General features: G+C 66.2%; 22 protein-coding genes. 12 read left to right on the top strand and 10 right to left on the bottom strand.

Annotation, left to right across the window (positions count from 1 at the left end; all coding sequences use genetic code 11):
* The first annotated feature begins 2 nt into the window (after positions 1-2).
* From E5162_RS09890 to E5162_RS09880, 3 genes are read left to right on the top strand one after another with little or no spacing between them, the layout of a single operon-like run.
* The gene (locus E5162_RS09890) at positions 3-755 is read left to right on the top strand and encodes a heme ABC transporter permease (protein ID WP_135945126.1); all 753 of its coding nucleotides are present in this window, start codon (positions 3-5) and stop codon (positions 753-755) included.
* Positions 752-982, top strand: a complete 231-nt coding sequence (ccmD, locus tag E5162_RS09885) for a heme exporter protein CcmD (RefSeq protein WP_135945064.1) — start codon at positions 752-754, stop codon at positions 980-982. Before E5162_RS09890 ends, ccmD begins: the two co-directional genes overlap by 4 nt.
* On the top strand, positions 979-1,512 hold the full coding sequence (locus tag E5162_RS09880) for a DsbE family thiol:disulfide interchange protein (protein ID WP_135945063.1): 534 nt from the start codon (positions 979-981) through the stop codon (positions 1,510-1,512). The genes ccmD and E5162_RS09880 overlap by 4 nt, the downstream gene beginning before the upstream one ends.
* A gap of 22 nt (positions 1,513-1,534) precedes the next feature.
* On the opposite strand, the gene E5162_RS09875 is transcribed toward E5162_RS09880, so the two are convergent.
* The gene (locus tag E5162_RS09875) at positions 1,535-2,077 is read right to left on the bottom strand and encodes a MarR family winged helix-turn-helix transcriptional regulator (protein ID WP_135945062.1); all 543 of its coding nucleotides are present in this window, start codon (positions 2,075-2,077) and stop codon (positions 1,535-1,537) included.
* A 122-nt stretch (positions 2,078-2,199) separates the two neighbouring features.
* Here E5162_RS09875 and E5162_RS09870 point away from each other — a divergent pair, with 122 nt between their 5' ends.
* Entirely contained in the window at positions 2,200-2,739 is a 540-nt protein-coding gene (locus E5162_RS09870) for an NUDIX hydrolase (RefSeq protein ID WP_135945061.1), read from the top strand.
* A gap of 75 nt (positions 2,740-2,814) precedes the next feature.
* Positions 2,815-3,543, top strand: coding sequence for a DUF1223 domain-containing protein (locus E5162_RS09865; RefSeq protein ID WP_135945060.1), 729 nt, complete (start codon positions 2,815-2,817; stop codon positions 3,541-3,543).
* Here E5162_RS09865 and E5162_RS09860 read toward each other — a convergent pair.
* Genes E5162_RS09860 through E5162_RS09845 form a run of 4 tightly spaced genes read right to left on the bottom strand, consistent with a single transcriptional unit; the run spans position 3,540 to position 7,913 of the window.
* On the bottom strand, positions 3,540-4,568 hold the full coding sequence (locus tag E5162_RS09860) for a DUF4340 domain-containing protein (protein ID WP_135945059.1): 1,029 nt from the start codon (positions 4,566-4,568) through the stop codon (positions 3,540-3,542). The genes E5162_RS09865 and E5162_RS09860 overlap by 4 nt on opposite strands.
* The gene (locus tag E5162_RS09855) at positions 4,565-6,409 is read right to left on the bottom strand and encodes a GldG family protein (protein ID WP_135945058.1); all 1,845 of its coding nucleotides are present in this window, start codon (positions 6,407-6,409) and stop codon (positions 4,565-4,567) included. Before E5162_RS09855 ends, E5162_RS09860 begins: the two co-directional genes overlap by 4 nt.
* On the bottom strand, positions 6,406-7,146 hold the full coding sequence (locus tag E5162_RS09850) for an ABC transporter permease (protein WP_135945057.1): 741 nt from the start codon (positions 7,144-7,146) through the stop codon (positions 6,406-6,408). The genes E5162_RS09855 and E5162_RS09850 overlap by 4 nt, the downstream gene beginning before the upstream one ends.
* A complete protein-coding gene (locus E5162_RS09845; RefSeq protein ID WP_135945056.1) occupies positions 7,143-7,913 on the bottom strand; it encodes an ABC transporter ATP-binding protein in 771 nt (256 codons plus the stop codon). The genes E5162_RS09850 and E5162_RS09845 overlap by 4 nt, the downstream gene beginning before the upstream one ends.
* A gap of 392 nt (positions 7,914-8,305) precedes the next feature.
* On the opposite strand from E5162_RS09845, the gene E5162_RS09840 reads away from it, so the two are divergent.
* Positions 8,306-8,641: a DUF2794 domain-containing protein gene (locus E5162_RS09840; protein ID WP_135945055.1), complete on the top strand. Its 336-nt coding sequence runs from the start codon at positions 8,306-8,308 to the stop codon at positions 8,639-8,641.
* 78 nt (positions 8,642-8,719) lie between these two features.
* On the opposite strand, the gene E5162_RS09835 is transcribed toward E5162_RS09840, so the two are convergent.
* Positions 8,720-9,481 carry a Bax inhibitor-1/YccA family protein gene (locus tag E5162_RS09835; RefSeq protein WP_135945054.1) on the bottom strand — a complete coding sequence of 254 codons (762 nt, stop codon included), beginning with the start codon at positions 9,479-9,481 and terminating at the stop codon, positions 8,720-8,722.
* Positions 9,482-9,657: 176 nt separating this feature from the next.
* Between E5162_RS09835 and thpR the strand changes: the two genes are divergently transcribed.
* Positions 9,658-10,218 carry an RNA 2',3'-cyclic phosphodiesterase gene (gene thpR, locus E5162_RS09830; protein ID WP_135945053.1) on the top strand — a complete coding sequence of 187 codons (561 nt, stop codon included), beginning with the start codon at positions 9,658-9,660 and terminating at the stop codon, positions 10,216-10,218.
* A gap of 3 nt (positions 10,219-10,221) precedes the next feature.
* Here thpR and E5162_RS09825 read toward each other — a convergent pair whose 3' ends face one another.
* Both E5162_RS09825 and E5162_RS09820 read right to left on the bottom strand, forming a co-directional pair.
* Positions 10,222-10,689 (bottom strand): low molecular weight protein-tyrosine-phosphatase, encoded by a 468-nt coding sequence (locus E5162_RS09825; protein ID WP_135945052.1) that lies wholly within the window; start codon positions 10,687-10,689, stop codon positions 10,222-10,224.
* Entirely contained in the window at positions 10,686-11,315 is a 630-nt protein-coding gene (locus E5162_RS09820) for a hypothetical protein (RefSeq protein WP_135945051.1), read from the bottom strand. The genes E5162_RS09825 and E5162_RS09820 overlap by 4 nt, the downstream gene beginning before the upstream one ends.
* A 165-nt stretch (positions 11,316-11,480) precedes the next feature.
* Here E5162_RS09820 and E5162_RS09815 point away from each other — a divergent pair, with 165 nt between their 5' ends.
* Positions 11,481-12,941: an SLC13 family permease gene (locus tag E5162_RS09815; protein ID WP_233342087.1), complete on the top strand. Its 1,461-nt coding sequence runs from the start codon at positions 11,481-11,483 to the stop codon at positions 12,939-12,941.
* Positions 12,942-13,177: 236 nt separating this feature from the next.
* Here the strand turns inward: E5162_RS09815 and E5162_RS09810 are convergent, their stop codons facing one another.
* Positions 13,178-14,404: an argininosuccinate synthase gene (locus E5162_RS09810; RefSeq protein WP_135945049.1), complete on the bottom strand. Its 1,227-nt coding sequence runs from the start codon at positions 14,402-14,404 to the stop codon at positions 13,178-13,180.
* A gap of 132 nt (positions 14,405-14,536) precedes the next feature.
* On the opposite strand from E5162_RS09810, the gene E5162_RS09805 reads away from it, so the two are divergent.
* From E5162_RS09805 to pyrF, 4 genes are all read left to right on the top strand, one after another.
* On the top strand, positions 14,537-15,088 hold the full coding sequence (locus tag E5162_RS09805; RefSeq protein ID WP_135945048.1) for a GAF domain-containing protein: 552 nt from the start codon (positions 14,537-14,539) through the stop codon (positions 15,086-15,088).
* A 13-nt stretch (positions 15,089-15,101) separates the two neighbouring features.
* Entirely contained in the window at positions 15,102-16,415 is a 1,314-nt protein-coding gene (gene glsA / locus E5162_RS09800) for a glutaminase A (RefSeq protein ID WP_135945047.1), read from the top strand.
* Positions 16,416-16,505: 90 nt separating this feature from the next.
* The gene (locus E5162_RS09795) at positions 16,506-17,351 is read left to right on the top strand and encodes an SDR family NAD(P)-dependent oxidoreductase (RefSeq protein WP_135945046.1); all 846 of its coding nucleotides are present in this window, start codon (positions 16,506-16,508) and stop codon (positions 17,349-17,351) included.
* Positions 17,352-17,412: 61 nt separating this feature from the next.
* Positions 17,413-18,099 (top strand): orotidine-5'-phosphate decarboxylase, encoded by a 687-nt coding sequence (gene pyrF, locus E5162_RS09790; protein ID WP_135945045.1) that lies wholly within the window; start codon positions 17,413-17,415, stop codon positions 18,097-18,099.
* A gap of 76 nt (positions 18,100-18,175) precedes the next feature.
* Here the strand turns inward: pyrF and trxA are convergent, their stop codons facing one another.
* Positions 18,176-18,496 carry a thioredoxin TrxA gene (gene trxA / locus E5162_RS09785; RefSeq protein WP_135945044.1) on the bottom strand — a complete coding sequence of 107 codons (321 nt, stop codon included), beginning with the start codon at positions 18,494-18,496 and terminating at the stop codon, positions 18,176-18,178.
* Between the last annotated feature and the right edge of the window lie 75 nt (positions 18,497-18,571).

Raw genomic sequence — 18,571 nt, 5'->3', positions numbered from 1 at the left:
AGATGCTGAGCTATTTTGCCAATCCCGAACGCTTCGACCGGCTGGCCCGCACCCTCATCCCGTGGGGGTGGGGCCTGACGCTGGCGCTGCTGGCCGTCGGCCTGCCCTGGGCGCTGGCCGTTTCGCCGCCCGACTACCAGCAGTCGGAGAGCGTGCGCATCATGTATGTCCACGTTCCCGCTGCGTGGCTGGGGCTGTTTGCCTATGGCGCGCTGGGGGTCTCCAGCTTCGTTTTCTTCGTCTGGCGCCATAATCTGGCCGACCTCGCCGCGCGCGCCATCGCGCCTTTCGGCGCGGCCTTCACCGCCCTGTGCTTGGTCACCGGCGCGCTGTGGGGCAAGCCGACCTGGGGCGCGTGGTGGGTCTGGGATGCGCGCCTGACCTCCATGCTGGTGCTGTTGCTGCTGTATCTCGGATACATGGCCTTGCGCGCGGCCCTGGAGGACGAGCGCCTGGCTGCCCGCAGCGGCGCGATCCTCGCCATGGCTGGCCTCGTCAACCTGCCGATCATCAAATTCTCGGTCGACTGGTGGAATACGCTGCACCAGCCCGCCAGCGTGTTCCGTTTCGACGGACCCACCATCCATGCCAGCAAGCTGTGGCCGCTGGGCGTGATGGCGCTGGCCCTGACGATCCTGTTCGGTGTTCTGGTGCTGACGCGCATGCGCACGCTGCTGCTGGAAAAGCGCGCCGACGCGCTGGAGCGCGCCCGCGAACGCCGGCTCGAAGCCGAAGCGAGGGAGGCCAGCCAATGAGCGATTTTCTCTCGATGAGCGGCTATGGCGCCTATGTCTGGGGCAGCTATGGCCTCACGCTCGCGGTGATCGGCGCGCTGACCTGGTGGACGCTGGCCGGTCGCCGCGGAGCCCGGGAGCGTCTGGCGCGGATTCAGGCGCAGACCGCCGAGGACTCCCGCTCCCCACATGACTCCCTGCCGCGCGGAGACGCGCCGCGCAGCGACGAAACGGGCTACACGCTATGAGCCGCGTACTGCTCTGGGCGCCGCTGGGCTCGATCGCGCTATTGATGGTGGTGTTCGCCGTGGCGCTGCTCGGCCCGGGCCGTGACGCGGCCGATCCCCTGCAGGGCGAGGCTCTGCCCGAACTTCCGCTGGAGACGTTCGATCCCGCCATGCCCGGCTTTGACCCGGAGGCGGTGGAGGGCCCGTATTTGCTCAATCTGTGGGCCAGCTGGTGCGCCCCGTGCCGCATCGAGCATCCGGTCTTCATGGACCTCGCCGAGCGCGGCATTCCGATCTATGGCGTGGTCTACAAGGATGATCGCGCGGATGCGCGCGCCTTTCTGGCCGAGCTCGGCAACCCGTTTGCCGGTTTCGCTGCCGACCCGGAGGGCCGGGCCGCACTGGAGCTGGGCGTGACCGGCGTACCGGAAACTTTCCTGATCGACGGATCGGGTGTCGTGCGCGCGCGCTGGCGCGGCGCGGTCAGCGAGCCGGTGTGGGACCGCCAGTTCGAGCCGGCCTGGCAGGCGGCGATGGCAGAAGAGAACTGACCCGCAGCGCCCTGGCGCCGGGCTATTTCTTCTTTTTCTTCTTGTGCTTCTTCTTGTCCTTGGCGTCGGCCTGCTTCTCGACGGCCTTCTTGGCCTTCTTCGCTTCCTGCTTCAGCGCCTCGGCATCGAGCTCGATCGTGCGCGCGATCCGGGTCAGGCTTTCCACGAAGTTCGCGCGCTTGCCCTTGGGCAGGGCGGCGAGAATGGCCTCGTCGGCCGCCTTCGCGCCGGCCAGCGCCGTCTCGTAGAGCTTGCGGCCCTCATCGCTGAAACGCACCGAGTTGGCGCGGGCATCGCCGGGCGCCTTCTCGCGGATCAGCAGGCCCTTGGCCGTCATCCGGGCGACCAGCTCGGCCAGGGTCGAGCGGTCGATGCCGGTGGCCTTGACCAGCTGGGTCTGGGTCAGACCCTCCTCGTCGGACACGGCGGTCAGGACCGCGAACTGGCGCTGGGTGATCTGGACCCCGCCGGTGGCTTCATTGAACCGGTCGGCGGCAAACTGCTGCGCGCGATGCAACAGATGGCCCGGCGACAGGCGGAGGTCGAAAAGCGCTTCCTCGGACATAACTACCCCTCTGTCCGGCAACGGATGGATCGACAAGCTAACTGCTTATTGTCACGATTCAATGTCAATTTATCTGCGCACGGAAAACAAAAGGACGCGTTGTTTTTAAAGGATGATTAGCGATGAGTGATCACTCGTTTGATTTCGCACACAAAATTCCCGATGGCGATGACCGCGAGCGCCGCGTGTGTCAGACCTGCGGCTTTGTCGACTACATCAATCCGAAAATCGTTGCCGGGTCGGTCATTGCCGACGGGGAGGGGCGCATTCTGATGGCGCGGCGCGCCATCGCTCCGCGTATCGGCTACTGGACCCTGCCCGCCGGTTATATGGAAGAGGGCGAAAGCGTCGACGCGGCCGCCCGGCGCGAGGCGTGGGAAGAGACGCGCGCGAAAATCGAAACGACCGACCTGCTCGGGATCTACTCCATTCCGCGGATCAGCCAGGTGCAGATTTTCTTCCGCGCGCGCCTCACCGAACCCGGGGTCGCGGCCGGTCCGGAAAGCCAGGAAGTCGCCTTCCTTGCCTGGGAGGATATTCCGTGGGGCGAGCTGGCTTTCCCCAGTGTCAAATGGGCCCTGGACGATCATCGCGAGCGCCTCGGCCAGAACCGTGCGATCCCTGCCATGCGCAGCCAGGACGAAACGGTGAAACCCTACTGAGCCTTGCGCGCCGGGGGGCCGCATCTGACGCGCCTGTGATTTCCCAAGTCCGGCTGCCGGGCGTAGAAGGGATACATGACCGCGCTCGCCCTCCTCCTCCTTCTGGCTGCCAGTCCCGACCCTGCGGAGCCGCGCCGCAACCTGGTCGTCGTCGAGCTGTTTACCAGCCAGGGCTGTGGACTGTGCCCGGATGCCAACCGCCTGCTGTCCGAGCTCGGCGCCCAGGAGGACACGCTCGCGCTGGCGTTCAACGTCAGCTACTGGGACATGTACGGGTGGACGGACCAGTTTGCCCGGCCGGAGTTCAACCAGCGCCAGCAGGACTATGTCGATGCCGGGCCGGCCCATCGTGTGTACACGCCCCATTTCGTGGTGAACGGCGCTCCACAGACCCTGCGCTTCGATCGCGGGCAGATTCTCGGCGCGGTCCGCGGGGCGGAGCCGGTCGCCCTTCATCCATCGCTCCTGCGCACGCCGGACGGTCCTCAGGTGCGCCTGAACGGCCCCGCGCGCGAACAAGCCGCGACCGTCTGGCTGGCCGCTTACGAGACCGGGACGATCGAGCGGACAATCGAGGCCGGCAGCAATGCGGGGCTCGACATGGTTCACTTCAATACGGTGCGCCATCTCACCGCCCTGCCCGGGTGGAGCGGCGCCGAATATACCGTGACCGCAGAGCCTGCGGCCTGCCCGGACTCGTTGTCCTGCGCGGTTCTGGTTCAGGCTTCGCGCGGCGGCCCGATCCTTGGCGCGAGCCGTATCCCGGCCGTCAACCGGGAGCCCGCGCATCAAGCGGGCGATTAGAACCGTTCCGCGATCTGGTCGAGCGGCCGGGTCAGACGCTCGTAGGCGTCGTCGCTGACCTCGAACGCCCAGCCGCGTGCAACCGCGTCCAGGCGTTGCGCCCGGGCCTCGGCATCGTCGGCCGCTGCCGTGATCTCCAGCCTTGCCCAGTGGCGTCCGCCCTCATCGAAGACCGTGTAGGAATAGGCCAGGCCATCGAAGGTCACTGCCGCATGGGCCGCGACGGGGGCGCCGATCAGGCTCTCTTGCGGTCTGACATCGCGAAACCGCATCCGCGCTCCGGCGACCGCCACGCCGTTCGCCGCGCCCGATGTGATCAGGCGCCAGCCGCGCGGTTCGCGAAGCTCGAAATTGCGCGCGCTCATCCCGGCCTTGGCCAGCGCATAGGCCTCACCGGTTTCGGGCTGGATGCGCACGCGCGCCACGCTGGCCGGATCCAGGTTGAAGAAATCGAGCCCAAGCCAGTGATCGACGGCGTCCAGGTCGGGCAGACGGCCTTGCGCCGCGTAGGCCCGGCCGCTTCCGGGAATCCGCATGAAGAGCCCGTCATCGCCGCGGTCCGCACCGATGATCAGATCGGCAAGCCGCCTATCATCTGCACTCCGCACGGTCAGGCGCACGCCCTGCCCGCCCTCGGCCGCCCCGACCAGGCCCAGGCGGGAGAATTTGCCCGGATCCTGCGTCATCGCGGCGCTGTAGGACAGCTGGGACAAGGCGGCATCCAGCTCGGCAACACGCTCGGGCGGCACCGGATAGCCGCCCCGGTCGGCCATGACCCAGCCGCTTTGCGACGCCGGCCCGCGTTCCAAGCGGAGCGATCCGTCAGGCCCCTCGATCTCGATGACACGGGCCTGTGCCGCGTTCTGCTGCCAGTCGGCCAGGACCGGTCCCGACGCGTCGGGACGCGCATCCAGGCGCGCATCGCGCCAGACCGCATAACTGCCCACGGCCAGCACAAGCAGGCCGGCCAGTGCGATCCCGGTTGCCAGACGGGCGCGGCGGCGCGCCGATGTGTGAGCCCTCATCTGCGCCTCCTGCGCCGGATCACCAGGAATAGGACGGCGCCCAGCATGACGAGCAAAGGCGGCACCCAGACCGTCCACACGATCAGGGAGCGCTCCAGCGCATCGATCTCCACGCGGAAGCCACGCTCGATATCGCGCAGACGCTGACGCGCATCCACGATCTGAGCCCGCAGCGCGCTGGCGCGCGCCGTTTCGTCCGAACCGGCGCCGGATAGCGCGGAGGCCTGGCCCTGCCGGTTCAGGCTCGCGAGTTCTTCCTCGGCTTCCGCCAGCTCGGCAGTCAGGCGCTCCTGCAGCTGGAGATAGCGCGCCTCGGCCTGGCTTCTCAGGGTCTCGACCCGGGTCATCGGGCGCGCCGAACTGGACCGTGACCGCAAGGAGACCAGGGCAGGATCGCCGGCGAGCGCATCGGCGAAGTTCAGCGCCAGCGACAGGTTGTCGGCCACGACCTGGTCGCCCTGGACCGGATCGGGATTGATGTAGAAGGCCGGATCGAGCCAGTCGGCATCGGCGATGACGATGATGTCGGCGTCGCGCGTGCTCCGGTCGAGATGGGCCGTCGCATCGAAGGCGATTTCGCCGGCTGGCGGACCGTCGGGAAACGCCGTGGCAAGCGGCCCGGACAGGCGAGCGGCGATGACCAGGGGCGCGTCCGGCGCCGGCTCATAGCGCTGGGCCAGCTCGTCGGGCGAGGGCGATCCCGATGCGATGTCGGCGTCGAGGCGTGCACCCTCCGCGCTGGTCGAGAGGATGGGCGCGAAGGCCGTGGTGGCGCCCTCGACCGGCGCCAGCAGCCCGGGAGAGCCGACATTCACGCCGCGCGACAGGGCTGCGACAGGGGGAAATTCCCGGTCCATGCCCGTTGGGGGGATGGAAAACCAGAGCGGGTAGGCGCGCATGCGCGCACGTCCACCTTCGGAGATCTGCACCGGCAGGCCGTGGGCGCGGTCCATCGCGGTGACGGTGGGATCGTAGGCCGCCCCCCAGCCGGAAAGAAGGCGGGGCAGCGCGCTGTCGCGCTCGGCGCGCAGCGGGGGCAGACCGTCGGGTCCGGGCTTGAGCGCCACATGGGCCATCGGGTCGAGCGCGGCCAGGACACGGCCCTGCGACAGCGCGAACTGGTCGACCAGATAGGCCTGACCCTCGCTCAGCTCGGGCGGGTGAAGCAGGAAGAGCGCGTCCGCGTCGGGCAGGGTGGTGAATTCAGGGTCGAGCCAGATCAGCTCGAAGGTGCTCGACAAATCGTTCACGATCCGGTTGCCGGAGCGGCCCTCGGCGTCCGGCTCGAAAGGCAGGCTGGAGATCACCGCCAGGCGCGGCTGGCGCGCCCGGTCCAGCTCCGCGATCACGCGCACGATCTCGTATTCCAGCCGCGCTTCGCCGGCCGGATCGAAAAACGCGATCGTGGCCCGGTCATCGATCGTGTTGCGCCCGATCAGACCGAAGAAAAGCTGCGTGCCGTCGTCGGTGGGAATGGGGTCGAGGCCGGCAGCGATGGCGGCGTCTTCCGCGGCGGAAAACGGTTCGGGATCGATCTCCTCCAGCCGGATCATGCCGTCGGACTCCGCCGCGAGGCCGCGCAGCATCTCGCGCACGCGCGCGCCATAGGCGCGGATCGCGGGATAGCGTGCCGCCTCCTCGCGCGAATAGATGAAATCCAGGCTGATCGGCTCGTCCAGACGCTCCAGCACATCGCGCGTTCCAGGGCTCAGCCGGTAGAGGCCGCGCTCGGTGAGATCCACGCGCCAGGACTCCAGCACCGCGCCTGCGGTCAGGTTGAGCCCGGCAAACAGGGCCAGCAGGCCGGCCACCATGACGAGGAGGAAGCGCGGCGCACTCATCGTCCGCCTCCGCGATGGGTGTCGACAAGGGTGATCGCCAGCGACAGGCCGAGGCCGATCAGGCTGAAGAAGTAGACCAGGTCTTCCACCGACAGCACGCCGCGGCGAAGGGAATCGAAGCGGGCCAGCGCCGAAAGCTCGGCCAGCGCCTCGGCGAAAGCGCCGGGCAGGCGCGCCGACAGGGCCTCCAGCACGAAAGGCAGTCCGGCAATCGTGATGAGGAAGCACGCCCCGACCGCCAGCACGAAGGCGACGACCTGGTTCCCGGTCACCGCCGACAGGGCCTGGCCCAGCGCCAGATAACCTCCGGCCAGCAGCAGCGTACCGATATAGGCGGTCGCGATGGCAGCATTGTCCGGGTCGCCGAGATAATTCATCGCGATCCACATCGGCAGGGTCAGCGCGATGGCGAGGGCTGCGACGCACCAGGCGGCCAGGAATTTGCCGCCGGCCGCCGCCCAGAGCGGGATCGGCGAGGCGAGCAGCATTTCCAGCGTCCCGCTATCGCGCTCCTCCGCCCAGGCGCGCATGGCCAGCGCCGGCATCAGGACCAGGAGCAGCCAGGGCATGTAGTCGAACAGGGGGGCGAGATCGGCGCGTCCGGTCTGGAACAGGCGTCCGACCTGCCAGGCAAAGCTCGGCGCGGCCACGGCAAACACGACCAGGAAGACATAGGCCAGGGGCGTCTCGAAATAGGCGGCAAGCTCGCGGCGCAGAACCGCAATCAGGGGTGTCATTGCGCGGCTCCCGTCGGCGGGGAGGAGGTGTCGCGCGCCTGGATGCTTTCATGGGCCTGGCGCGTCAGGGTGCGGAAGGCCGCGCCGATATCGCCCGCCCCGCCGAGCGCGGCCAGTCCCTGCGGCGTCTCGTCGGCCAGGAGCCGGCCGTCGGCAATGACCATCGCCCTGGTGCAGATAGCTTCGACCTCATCGAGCAAATGGGTGGAGATGATGATGGCCTTGTCGCGCGCCATCTCGCGAATCAGCGCGCGGACCCCGTCCTTCTGGTTGGGGTCCAGCCCGTCAGTGGGCTCGTCCAGGATCAGGATGGGTGGGTCGTGCGCGATGGCGGCCGCCAGCGCGGCCCGGCGCTTATAGCCTTTCGAGAGCGCCGAGATCGGCTTCTCCGCCGCTTCGCCGACACTGGCCAGGTCGAGCGCGCGCCGCTCCGCCTCGCGCAGCGCGTTGCCGGAAAAGCCCCGCGCCCTCAGGTGGAAGCGGACGAAGCCGCGCGGGGTCATCGCGGGATAGGCCGGCGCTCCCTCGGGCAGATAGCCGAGATGGCTCTGGGCGGCCCGCCGGTCGAGGCTGGAATCGTAGCCGGCGAGGCGCGCTGCGCCCGAATCAGGCTCCAGGCATCCGGCCAGCATGCGCATCGTGGTCGACTTGCCTGCCCCGTTGGGTCCGAGAAAGCCGAGCACTTCGCCGCGCTTGACCGTGAAGGACACCCGATCGACCGCCAGGTGGCGGCCAAAGCGTTTTACCAGCGTGTCTGCAACTATCATGGAGAGGCGTCACCCACTTGCGTTTGCGACTTGCCGGAGCCCCGGACATCTCAAGCGATAGCGGGAAACGCGCCCGGACACCACAGCCCAGTCCGGCGCGGAACGCGAAAGCCGGTCTGGAACGCACAAGGCGTGCCGAATCGAGGGGCGGCACGCCTTGGCGAGGGGGATATATGAGCGTCGACCGGTCCAGCCGCTCGATCCGGGGGGCTGGGGGGGCTGTGAAACCAGGATCAGAGCGTTTGGGTTACCAAACCGGCCGACGAGTGGCAGACTGGATTTGGGTTTGGGCGTTCGGGAGGCCAGATTATGACCGGATTGGGGCACTACATGAACTCTTGGTCATTTCCGGCATAGACCAGAGTCAGGAATAGAGGCAGGGCACGTACGGCATGCAGTCAGTGACGACGGGACGGGGCGCCGATCAGGTCATGTTCGACCGGGCAGAGCTGGAATCCATCCTGCGGGTGTACGGCTTCATGGTCGCGTCCGGTGAATGGCGCGACTACGCGATTGACGGGCTGCGCGACCGGGCCGAGTTTTCGGTCTTCCGTCACAGTTCCGAGATGCCGATCTACCGTGTGGTCAAGACCCCCGCAGACGCGCGCCGGCAGGGGGCCTACAAGGTCGTCGCGGCGACCGGCGCCATCCTGAAACGCGGGCAGGACCTCAAGCAGGTGCTCAAGGTCTTCGATCGCCAGCTTCTGCGGCTGGCGGGCGGGCACTGACAATAAATCGCTCCAGACATGAAAACGCCCCGGCCGTGACGGCCGGGGCGTTCTGCTGTGAGCTTGTGAAGCCAGGCGCTACTCGCGATTGCCCATGAACATCAGGATGATCTGGAACATGTTCACGAAGGCGATGTAGAGGTTGAGCGCGCCGTAATACGTCATCACGGCCATGGAGCGTTCGTCGCCCGCAATCTCGCTATACATCAGCTTCAGCCCCTGGGTCTGCCAGGCGACGATGCCGGCCATCAGGCCAAGCACCGCGAACTGGATCAGCCATTGCAGGCCGGAGGACTCCAGGAAGAACATGTTGATCAGGCTGACAATCACCACGCCGATGATCGCCATTACCAGGAAGGAGCCGATCGGCTGCAGGTTGCGCTTGGTGGTGTAACCCCAGAGCGACAGGCCGAAAAAGGCCGCCGAGGTTGCCACGAAGGCCTGGGCGATCGTGCCGAAGGTGATGGAAATCGTGCCGGTCAGTGTCTCGGCCGATTGTCCGCCCACCGCCATGAGCACCCATACGCTGAGGCCTGCGCCGATCAGGGAGACGACGGCCCAGTACAGGACGGCCGCCCCGATGGGCGACGGATTGCGCATGAAGAACATCGAGCCGAACAGGAGCACGATGGGACCGAACTGGACCACATAGAGAAGCGGTGTGTTGAAGAGCGCCTGGGTCAGCGGTGCGATCGTACCGAAGGCGTAAGCCAGGACAGCCGAAAGCAGGAGGCCGAGGCCCATCTTGTTGTAGACGCCCAGCATGAAGCTGCGCAGGCCTTCGTCACGCGAGGTGTCGAGCGACTGCGCGCCATAGGTCGTACGCTGAGACTGGTTCATCGAAGTTTCATACCCGTTGGTTGAGCCCGCACGATGGCAGGCGACAGCTTTCAATATCGGGGTAGAACAGGGCGATTTCAAGCGAATCCGGCTGCGCGGGCGCGATACCCGGCCGCGGGTGAGCACCACCTGCGGTCCGGCTTGACTTCCCCGGGCGGCCATGCCGGGCTGAAGCGATGTCGCTTCGTGTCTTTTCCGCCCTGCCGATCCCCGATGAGGTGGCCGATATCGTCGATCCGCTGCTGGACGGCGTCCCCGGCGCGAACTGGCGCCCGCGGGAGAATTTTCACATCACGCTGAGCTATTACGGCGAGCTGGAAATCCCTGCCGTCGAGGAGCTCGATCACGAACTCGCGCGCATCGAGATGGCGCCGTTCGAGCTGGCGCTCAAAGGGGCCAATCATTTCGGCAAGGACGAGCCGACCGCGCTCTGGCTCGGCGTGGAGGCGCCGTCCGCGCTGGCCGATCTCGCGGCAAAGACCCGGCGCGTCGCAGCCCGGCTCGGCATCGCGGTGGAAAAGCGCAACTACCTGCCGCACCTCACCGTGGCCTATATCGACCCGGGCGAAATCGACCTGGTCAAGCTCAAACGGTTCGAGCAGCAATGGAATCTGCTGGAAACCCCGCCCTTCATCGCCGACCGCTTCTACCTCTATTCGAGCCATCAGCGCCGCAAGGGCCCGAACGACTATCAGGTCGAGGCAGAATATCCGCTCTTCCACAGGCGCATGGCCTGAGAGTCATGCGCGCCGGACCAGGCCCTCGACGCCCCGCTCGATCAGGTCGAGGGCGTGTTCGAACGCATTCTCGTCGGCATAGTAGGGATCGGGTACATCGGTGCCCGCCCTGCCCACTGACCAGTCCATCAGCAGCGAAATGGGGCGGTCGGGCAGGGACCGGCTGGTCCGCGCGTTCACCAGCCAGCGCCTGTGGCCCTCGTCCATCGCCACCAGATGGTCGAACAGACTGAAATCCTCACTGGTCACCGCACGGGCGCGCTCATGAGCGATGTTGTAGCCACGCCTGGCCGCCGCCTCGACGGCCCTCGGGTCGGGCGCCTCGCCCACGTGCCAGTCGCCGGTCCCGGCCGCATCGAAGGTCAGGCGCGAGCGACCGAAACGGTCGGCCATCGCCATGGCGACGCCCTTGGCCATGGGTGAGCGGCAGATATTTCCGGTGCAGATGAACAGGATACGCTGCGTCTTCATTGAGGCGCCTCGACGTCGAACGCGTCATCGAGCGTTACCAGATGCCAGTCGCCGTCGAGGCGATGCAGCCAGAATATGTCGCCATAGGCGCTGGAGGGCAGGCTCCCCTCCTCGCAGGCACTTCGGGCGTCCGGCGCAAAGGCGGCGATCCAGGTGCAGACCGTGTTGGAATGCTCCACGACCAGGGTCCAGCGCGCCCGGCTTTCCTCGGTCTCAAGCATGGCGATCGCGCGCGATCGCGTGATGGGCTCGTCGCTGCCGCAGGCCTGATCCAGCCCGGGGGCGGGCTGGTGCTGGACCACATCCGCATGCCCGGCGCGTGCGGTCAGGACCGTCCGGCATGCGCTCGAGGCCAGAACGGCGTCCATCGGACGCGGGCCGAGAAGCACACCGAGCCGGTCGACCATGGCGTCTCCCTGCGCGGAGAGTTCGCATTCCAGGCCGTTGCATGCCTCGTCAATCTTGCGCGCATGGCGCACGACGAGAATGTGGCGATCGGCCTGACGCAACGCATCGAGTTCGTCTTCTTGCGCAGCCTGCAACAATTCAGACCGGTCGAACCGGTCTCCGCATGCGGACACTGCCAGCAGGGCGAGGCAGGCGGTCAAGAGGCGCAACCAGGTCATCGAACTCTCCAGATATTGAGGTTTCCACCTTGCCACACAGGGGTAAAGACCGCGTAAGCAGGCTGGAGGCCAAAGCGTTTCTTTCCGGTCCGATAAGGCTTGCGCGCGTGTGATCGGCCCGCGTAGCGTGGCCCGGTTGTGCCAGGCACAGGGGGAGGGGTGCACGTGAATTCCAAACGGATCGGATTTGCCGCCGGGATCGCGCTGGCGCTGGTCATCCAACTGATTCCCGTGCCCGCGGGGCTGTCGCGCGAGGCCTGGATCCTTGCATCCCTCGCCGTGCTGATGGCGGCGTGGTGGGCCACGGAGGCGATCCCGATTGCGGCAACGGCCCTGGTGCCGCTCGCGACCTTTCCCCTGTTCGGCATCGCATCGGCCGGCGCCACGGCCAGCCCCTATGCCAGTCCGATCGTCATGCTGCTGCTGGGTGGCTTTATAATCGCCCTCGCCATCGAGCGCTGGATGCTCCACGCGCGCATTGCGCTGAATGTGGTGGCGGCGTTCGGATCGCGCCCGTCCGCGATGATTCTCGGCTTCATGGCCGCGGCCGCCCTGCTCTCGATGTGGATCTCAAACACGGCGACCACGCTGATGATGATCCCGATTGCCTTGAAGGTGTCCGAGGCCGTCCAGAAGGAGGGCGTGAACGCAAAGATGTTCGCGCCGGCCCTGGTGCTGGGCATCGCGTATGCGGCGTCGATCGGCGGGCTCGCGACGCCTGTGGGCACACCGACCAATCTGATCGGCATCGGCTTTCTGGAAAACAGTTTCGACCGCACGATCGGCTTCGTCGACTGGATGGTGATCGGTGTGCCGTGTGCCCTGGTGCTCGTCCCGGCCGCATGGCTGATTCTCACCCGCTTCGCCTTCAAGGTCGACATGCGTATCGCCAGCGAGACCGGGCACCAAACCGTGCTCGCCGAATTGAGGGCGCTGGGCCCGATGACCACACCGGAGCGGCGCGTGGCGGGTGCCTTCGCGATTGTCGCCCTGCTCTGGATGGGTCAGCAATATGTCTGGAATCCGGTCCTGACCTGGCTGTCACAGGCGCTGGACCTGCCCATCCTGCTGTCCGTCTCCAACATGCAGATCGCGATGATGGGCGCGGTCGCGGTCTTCCTCATCCCGTCCGGGAGGGAAGACGGCGAGGTGCTGATGGACTGGACGTCCACGGCACGGCTGCCATGGAGCGTGGTCGTGCTGTTTGGCGGCGGGCTGTCGCTGGCCGCCGCGATCCAGGCGACGGGTCTGGCCGGCTGGCTCGGCTCGAACCTGACCATCATCGCGGACCTGCCACTGCCGCTCATCATCCTGATCGTCAGCCTCCTCGTGGTCTTTCTGACCGAGCTGACCAGCAATGTCGCTTCGGTCTCTGCCATTCTGCCGGTCCTGGCGGCCCTCGCGAGTGCGGTCGGAGTGGCGCCCGAGCTGCTCATCGTCCCGGCGGCGCTCTCGGCGAGCTGTGCCTTCATGCTGCCGGTCGCCACCGCGCCCAACGCCATCGTCTACGCCTCGGGGGAGGTTTCGATGGCGCAGATGATCAAGGCCGGGTTCCGCATCAATCTGGTGGCCGCGCCGGTGATCGCTTTGCTGGCCAGCCTGGTGGGACCGTGGATGTACGGGTGAGATTGAGCGGATGCTCGCCACAGGAGTGAGGCGCGGCGCGACCGGCTCGCAGTCTTCCACCCTCTCGCCTCTCCCCGCCCCCGTCGGCGCGGTCTACTCTCGTCAGGCTCTTTCTCAGGCGTGAAAACCCAGACCTCAGCGCCGCCCGGATACGAGCGCCGTGATAGTCGTAGTAGTAGGAGGCCAGCGCCCGGCTTTGACCTGCGGAGTCTCACTCGGGCGGCCGGAGACCCCGGCTAGTCGTTTTCGCCGAGGCGCTGCTTGCGCTCCGCAATCAGGCGCAGACGCAACGCGTTCAGGCGGATGAAGCCCTCGGCATCCTTCTGGTCGTAGACCTCGTCCTCCTCGAAGGTGACGTGGGCCAGCGAATAGAGCGAGTTCGGGCTGGAGCGCCCGACGGTGAGCGCGTGGCCCTTGTAGAGCTTCATGCGTACCTCGCCGGAGACATAGCGCTGGGAGTGGTCGATGGCGGCCTGGAGCATTTCGCGTTCGGGGCTGAACCAGAAGCCCTCATAGATCAGCTTGGCGTATTTCGGCATCAGCTCGTCTTTGAGGTGGGTGGCACCCCGATCGAGCGTGAGCTGTTCGATGGCGCGATGCGCAGTCATCAGGATCGTGCCGCCGGGCGTCTCGTAGATGCCGCGCGATTTCATGCCGACAAAGCGGTTCTCGACCAGGTCGAGACGCCCGATGCCGTGTTTGGATCCCAGCTCGTTGAGCTTGGTCACCAGCCCCGCCGGAGACAGCGCCTGGCCGTTAACGCTGACTGCGTCGCCGCGCTCGAAGCCGATCGTGATGTATTCGGCCTTGTCCGGCGCATCTTCGGGATGGCAGGTGCGCAGGCAGACCTCGTTGAAGGCTTCCTCGGACGGGTCCTCGAGCAGCTTGCCTTCGCTGGACGTGTGCCAGAGATTGGCGTCGACGGAGAACGGCGCTTCGCCCCGCTTGTCCTTGGGTACTGAAATGCCGTGCTGTTCGGCGTAGGCGATCAGCTTGGTACGCGAGTTCAGATCCCATTCGCGCCAGGGCGCGATCACTTTGAGGCTGGGGTCGAGCGCGGCGACAGCCAGTTCGAAGCGGACCTGATCGTTGCCCTTGCCGGTCGCCCCGTGGGCGACGGCGTCGGCGCCGGTTTCATGGGCGATTTCCACCAGCCGCTTGGAAATGAGCGGACGCGCGATCGAGGTGCCGAGCAGGTATTCGCCCTCGTAGACCGCATTGGCGCGGACCATCGGGAAGACGTAGTCGCGGATGAATTCCTCACGCAGATCGTCGATATAGATCTGCTTGATGCCGGCTTTCTCCGCTTTCTCCCGCGCCGGGCCGAGTTCTTCGCCCTGGCCGAGATCGGCCGTGAATGTCACGACCTCGGCCTGGTACGCATCCTGAAGCCATTTCAGGATGACGGAGGTATCCAGCCCGCCCGAATAGGCAAGCACGACTTTCTTGATGGATTTGCTCATGGCTTCATTCCTGCAATCGGCACGGTCGGAAAGGCGGGTCTCCGCATCGCTGCAGTGTGTATGGCAGAATTAACCTGACGTCAGCCCTCGGCTGCGACAATCGGTGCACGTCCTGTCTGAACAGAGACCCCAATGCCCATCTCGACCGACCCACCAGCGCAGGAACCGTTTCCCGCCGATTACGAAGCGCTCAAGATCCGTATCCGCCGGGCGCGGCCGCATCTCGAGCGCGTCCTTCATGTGGCGGCACACGCGTTCGACGCGGGCGCAGCTGTCGTCTCGCTCAGCGGCAATGACGAGATTTCGTTCGTGGTGCGCCACGGCGCCCCTCATTTTTCTTTGCCTTATCGTGTCGCATTCTGCAGTCACGTCATCGACTCGGGCGCCATGCTGGTGATCGAGAACGCGGCGAGCGATCCGGTTCACGGGCAGAATCCGCTGGTGAAGGATATGCCTTTCCTGCGCTTCTACGCCGGTGCTCCGTTCACGGCGCCTGACGGACGGGTGCTCGGCGCCGTGGCCGTCATCGATACCGAGCCGCGCTTCCGCTTCAGCGAGGGCGACCGCGAGGCGCTTGCCCACCTGGCCGCGATCGCGAGCCACCTTGCTTTTTCCGGAGGCAGAGTCCGGTTGCTGCACGGGGCAACCAGTGAGACGGTGAGCGCGTTGTTGCAGCCTGGCTGACTCCGGATTCATCTTGACCCAATCCTCGCCCGACAAGCCGCCTGCGCGGCCCATAAGCGCGTTCACGACGCGCCCGGCCCAGTTCGAGCGGGCCGAGGCCGGCGAAGAGGCTCGCCAGACCGCCCGGGATGCGTTCGAGGCCATGGCCCGAACCGGTCCGGTCACGCCGCGGCGCCTGGCCGAGCGTCTCGAATCTCAGGGTCTGGAGCATGACGATCCCCGCCTGAAAGGGACTTGGGCCGCACTGGGACGGGCGCCCGACACGCCGTTCGACGCATTAACCTTTTGCGACTGCCTTCCGCGGGATGAATGCCATCTGGTCAGCCGGGCCGTTGCCGGAGCCTTGGTCACCGGGGAGTTCGGCCCGTTTCGTCAGCGCGTCTACGACCTCTTCCACTACGCCTCCCAGGAGACTGGCGGGCAGGTTGCGGCCTATATCCCGGAACTGGCCAAGGCGGATCCGGACGCGTTCGCGCTCGGCGGTTGCACGATTGACGGTCAGCGCCTGTCGATCGGTCTGAACGAGGGCGACGAAACGCGCGAGTTCTGCGTCCAGTCCGTCATGAAGCCCATCAATTATGCGATCGCGCTGGAATTGCTGGGCGAGGAGGTGGTCCACACCTATGTCGGCCGTGAACCGTCCGGGCAGAGCTTCAACGAGATCACGCTGGATCGGCTCCGCCGGCCGCACAATCCGATGATCAACGCCGGGGCGATCATGACGAGCGCGCTGATCCGGCCGACGCACGACATGAATTCGCGGTTCGATTTCGTCCAGCGCGTCTGGCGCTCGGCGTCCGGGGGCGAAGCCTCCAGCTTCGACCGGGCGACGTTCGAAAGCGAGAGCCATCACGCCGACCGCAATTACGCCCTCGCCTACTTCATGCGCGAGCACGGGGGCTTTCCCGAAGAAGCGGACCTGTTCACGACGATGGAGCTGTATCTTCGCTGCTGCTCTATCCAGACCGATGTCCGCCGCCTCGCGGCCGTGGCGGCCACGCTGGCCAATGGCGGCGTCAATCCGGTGACCGAACGTCAGGTCTTCCAGCGTGAGACGGTCAAGGACGTCCTGTCCCTGATGCTCTCGTGCGGCATGTACGATTTCTCCGGCGAGTACGCCTTCACCGTGGGCCTTCCCGCCAAGTCGGGAGTGTCCGGGACGATGATGATCGTGGTCCCGGGTGTGGTGGGTCTGGCCCTCTATTCGCCGCGCCTGGGTGCACAGGGCAACCCGGAGCGCGGAGTGGAATTCTCGCGTCAGCTGGTGCGCAGCTTCCCCTGGCATGTCTATGCGCCGATCGTATCCGACCCGAATATCGCGCGTTGAGCCTTGTCTCGCGGCATCGAAAATGCCCGCTGGACAAGGCCGGGATGACGCTTCACCCTTCTTTTTTCCAGGAAGAATGAGGTATCCGCCATGTCCCGCCGTCTCTGTCTTGTTACTGGCGCCAGTTCGGGAATCGGCGCGGCACTTGCCCGTGAGTTCGCCAATCATGGCTGGGACCTCGCCCTCGTCGCGCGGCGCGAAGACCGGCTGGGCGAACTGGCCGAAGAGCTCAAGGCCAAATACGGCGTGGACAGCCTGATCATCGCCGACGACCTGTCCGAACCCGGTGCGCCCGAGCGCATCGTGAAGGCCGTCGCCGATGCCGGGCGCCAGATTGACGGTCTCGTCAACAATGCCGGCGCCGGGCAGCCCGGCATGTTCACCGAGACGGACTGGACCGATCAGGACCGGTTCCTGCAGCTGATGGTGACCAGCTATCTGCACCTGGTCCACCTGATCGCGCCGGGCATGAAGGCGCGCCGCTTCGGGCGTATCATCAACGTCTCGTCGGTCTCTGCGCTTCTGCCGAGCGCGAAGGCTCACACGCGCTTCTCCGGCACACTCTACCCCGGAGCAAAGAGCCTGCTGATCAAGCTGTCCGAAGCCCTGGCGCTCGAGCTTGAAGACGACAATGTCCATGTGACCGCCTTGTGCCCGGGCTATACTTGGTCGGAGTTCCACGACGTGAACGGCGCCCGGCAGACGGTCTCTAACCTGCCCAAGTTCTGGATGCTGACAGCCGAGGATGTTGCGACCGCCGGATATGATGCCGTCTCGCGCGGTGTCGTCACGCGCGTCCCGGGTGCCTGGTACAAATTCCTTGTGGCGGTTGCCAAAGTTCTGCCGGACCCGGTCGGCCGTGCGCTGATGCGAATGCAGGAAAAACGGATGGCGGCGCAGGCAGGGGCAGCGGCCGGGACGTCGTCGGCGGGTTGAATTGCGGGACGCGCGCGGCAATAAGCGCGCCGGTGACTTGCCGCTTTTCCAGGAGTTCGCCGTGTCCGATCCCCGCCTGATTACCGCCCTCGACCTGCCCACGATCGACGAGGCCGAGGCCCTGGTCGCCACGCTCGGCGAGGTCTGCGTGCACTACAAGATCGGGCTTCAGCTCCTGCCGGTTGGCGGTATGGACCTGGCTGCCAGACTCAAGGCGCACGGCAAGCAGGTCTTTCTGGACTATAAGTTGCACGATATTCCGGCCACGGTGGAAAAGGCAACCCGGTCCATCACCGCAGCCGGCGCCGATCTTCTGACCGTGCACGCCGAACCGCCGGTGATGCGTGCGGCGCACGCGGGCCGGGAAGGGTCGAACCTCAAGATTCTCGGCGTCACGGTGTTGACCGCCTATGACGACGCGATGCTGACCGAGATGGGCTATGGCAGCGGCGCGCGCGATCTGGTGCTGCGCCGGGTCGAGCAGGCACTCGAATGCGGTCTGGACGGGGTCGTGGCTTCACCGCAGGAGGCCGAAGAGATCCGCGCGCGGTTTGGCGGGGGCTTTCTGATCGTGACGCCCGGTGTCCGGCCGGCCGGGACGGATGCGGGCGACCAGAAGCGCGTGGCGACACCGGCAGAGGCGCTGCGCGCGGGTGCCAGTCATCTGGTGATCGGGCGTCCGATATCGGCGGCCCCGGACCCGAAGGCGGCCGCGACGGCGATCCTGGCGGAGATGGCACGCGTCTGACGCATACTAATAAAAATGCCGGTGAAGGCTGAGCCCGCACCGGCATCTTGTCGTCGAAAAAAGAGTGCCGAAGCGCCTAGAGCGTTTCGTTGATCCATTCCTCGATCTTGCCCTTGGCCATCGCGCCGACCTTGGACGAGACCGGCTCGCCATTGCGGAAGATCATCAGCGTCGGAATCCCGCGCACGCCGTACTTGCCCGGCGTCATCGGATTGTCGTCGATATTGATCTTGGCGACCGTGATTGCATCGTCCTTTTCAGCGGCAATCTCGTCGAGCGCCGGGGCGATCTGCTTGCAGGGCCCGCACCACTCGGCCCAGAAGTCGACAAGAACCGGCCCGTCCGCCTTGAGGACGTCGGAATCGAAGGATTCGTCGGAAACGGCTTTGATCGCCATCGGGCTTTCTCCTTGAAAGTCAAAACCATGGCCGGCCCATGCCGAGCCGGGGGTCGAAACAACTTGCTACAGACC

Origin of the sequence: Marinicauda pacifica, assembly GCF_004793635.1 — a bacterium.
Lineage (GTDB): Bacteria > Pseudomonadota > Alphaproteobacteria > Caulobacterales > Maricaulaceae > Marinicauda > Marinicauda pacifica.
This window is presented reverse-complemented; position numbering and strand designations above follow the sequence as displayed.

Coding starts and splice junctions, on each gene's coding strand:
- E5162_RS09820 (WP_135945051.1), bottom strand. CDS start 11,315: ATGACCTGGTTGCGCCTCTTGACCGCCTGCCTCGCCCTGCTGGCAGTG.
- E5162_RS09840 (WP_135945055.1), top strand. CDS start 8,306: ATGCAGTCAGTGACGACGGGACGGGGCGCCGATCAGGTCATGTTCGAC.
- E5162_RS09870 (WP_135945061.1), top strand. CDS start 2,200: ATGAGTGATCACTCGTTTGATTTCGCACACAAAATTCCCGATGGCGAT.
- trxA (WP_135945044.1), bottom strand. CDS start 18,496: ATGGCGATCAAAGCCGTTTCCGACGAATCCTTCGATTCCGACGTCCTC.
- E5162_RS09805 (WP_135945048.1), top strand. CDS start 14,537: ATGCCCATCTCGACCGACCCACCAGCGCAGGAACCGTTTCCCGCCGAT.
- E5162_RS09890 (WP_135945126.1), top strand. CDS start 3: ATGCTGAGCTATTTTGCCAATCCCGAACGCTTCGACCGGCTGGCCCGC.
- E5162_RS09855 (WP_135945058.1), bottom strand. CDS start 6,409: ATGAGTGCGCCGCGCTTCCTCCTCGTCATGGTGGCCGGCCTGCTGGCC.
- thpR (WP_135945053.1), top strand. CDS start 9,658: ATGTCGCTTCGTGTCTTTTCCGCCCTGCCGATCCCCGATGAGGTGGCC.
- E5162_RS09875 (WP_135945062.1), bottom strand. CDS start 2,077: ATGTCCGAGGAAGCGCTTTTCGACCTCCGCCTGTCGCCGGGCCATCTG.
- E5162_RS09835 (WP_135945054.1), bottom strand. CDS start 9,481: ATGAACCAGTCTCAGCGTACGACCTATGGCGCGCAGTCGCTCGACACC.
- E5162_RS09850 (WP_135945057.1), bottom strand. CDS start 7,146: ATGACACCCCTGATTGCGGTTCTGCGCCGCGAGCTTGCCGCCTATTTC.
- ccmD (WP_135945064.1), top strand. CDS start 752: ATGAGCGATTTTCTCTCGATGAGCGGCTATGGCGCCTATGTCTGGGGC.
- E5162_RS09845 (WP_135945056.1), bottom strand. CDS start 7,913: ATGATAGTTGCAGACACGCTGGTAAAACGCTTTGGCCGCCACCTGGCG.
- E5162_RS09795 (WP_135945046.1), top strand. CDS start 16,506: ATGTCCCGCCGTCTCTGTCTTGTTACTGGCGCCAGTTCGGGAATCGGC.
- E5162_RS09860 (WP_135945059.1), bottom strand. CDS start 4,568: ATGAGGGCTCACACATCGGCGCGCCGCCGCGCCCGTCTGGCAACCGGG.
- E5162_RS09810 (WP_135945049.1), bottom strand. CDS start 14,404: ATGAGCAAATCCATCAAGAAAGTCGTGCTTGCCTATTCGGGCGGGCTG.
- E5162_RS09880 (WP_135945063.1), top strand. CDS start 979: ATGAGCCGCGTACTGCTCTGGGCGCCGCTGGGCTCGATCGCGCTATTG.
- E5162_RS09825 (WP_135945052.1), bottom strand. CDS start 10,689: ATGAAGACGCAGCGTATCCTGTTCATCTGCACCGGAAATATCTGCCGC.
- E5162_RS09865 (WP_135945060.1), top strand. CDS start 2,815: ATGACCGCGCTCGCCCTCCTCCTCCTTCTGGCTGCCAGTCCCGACCCT.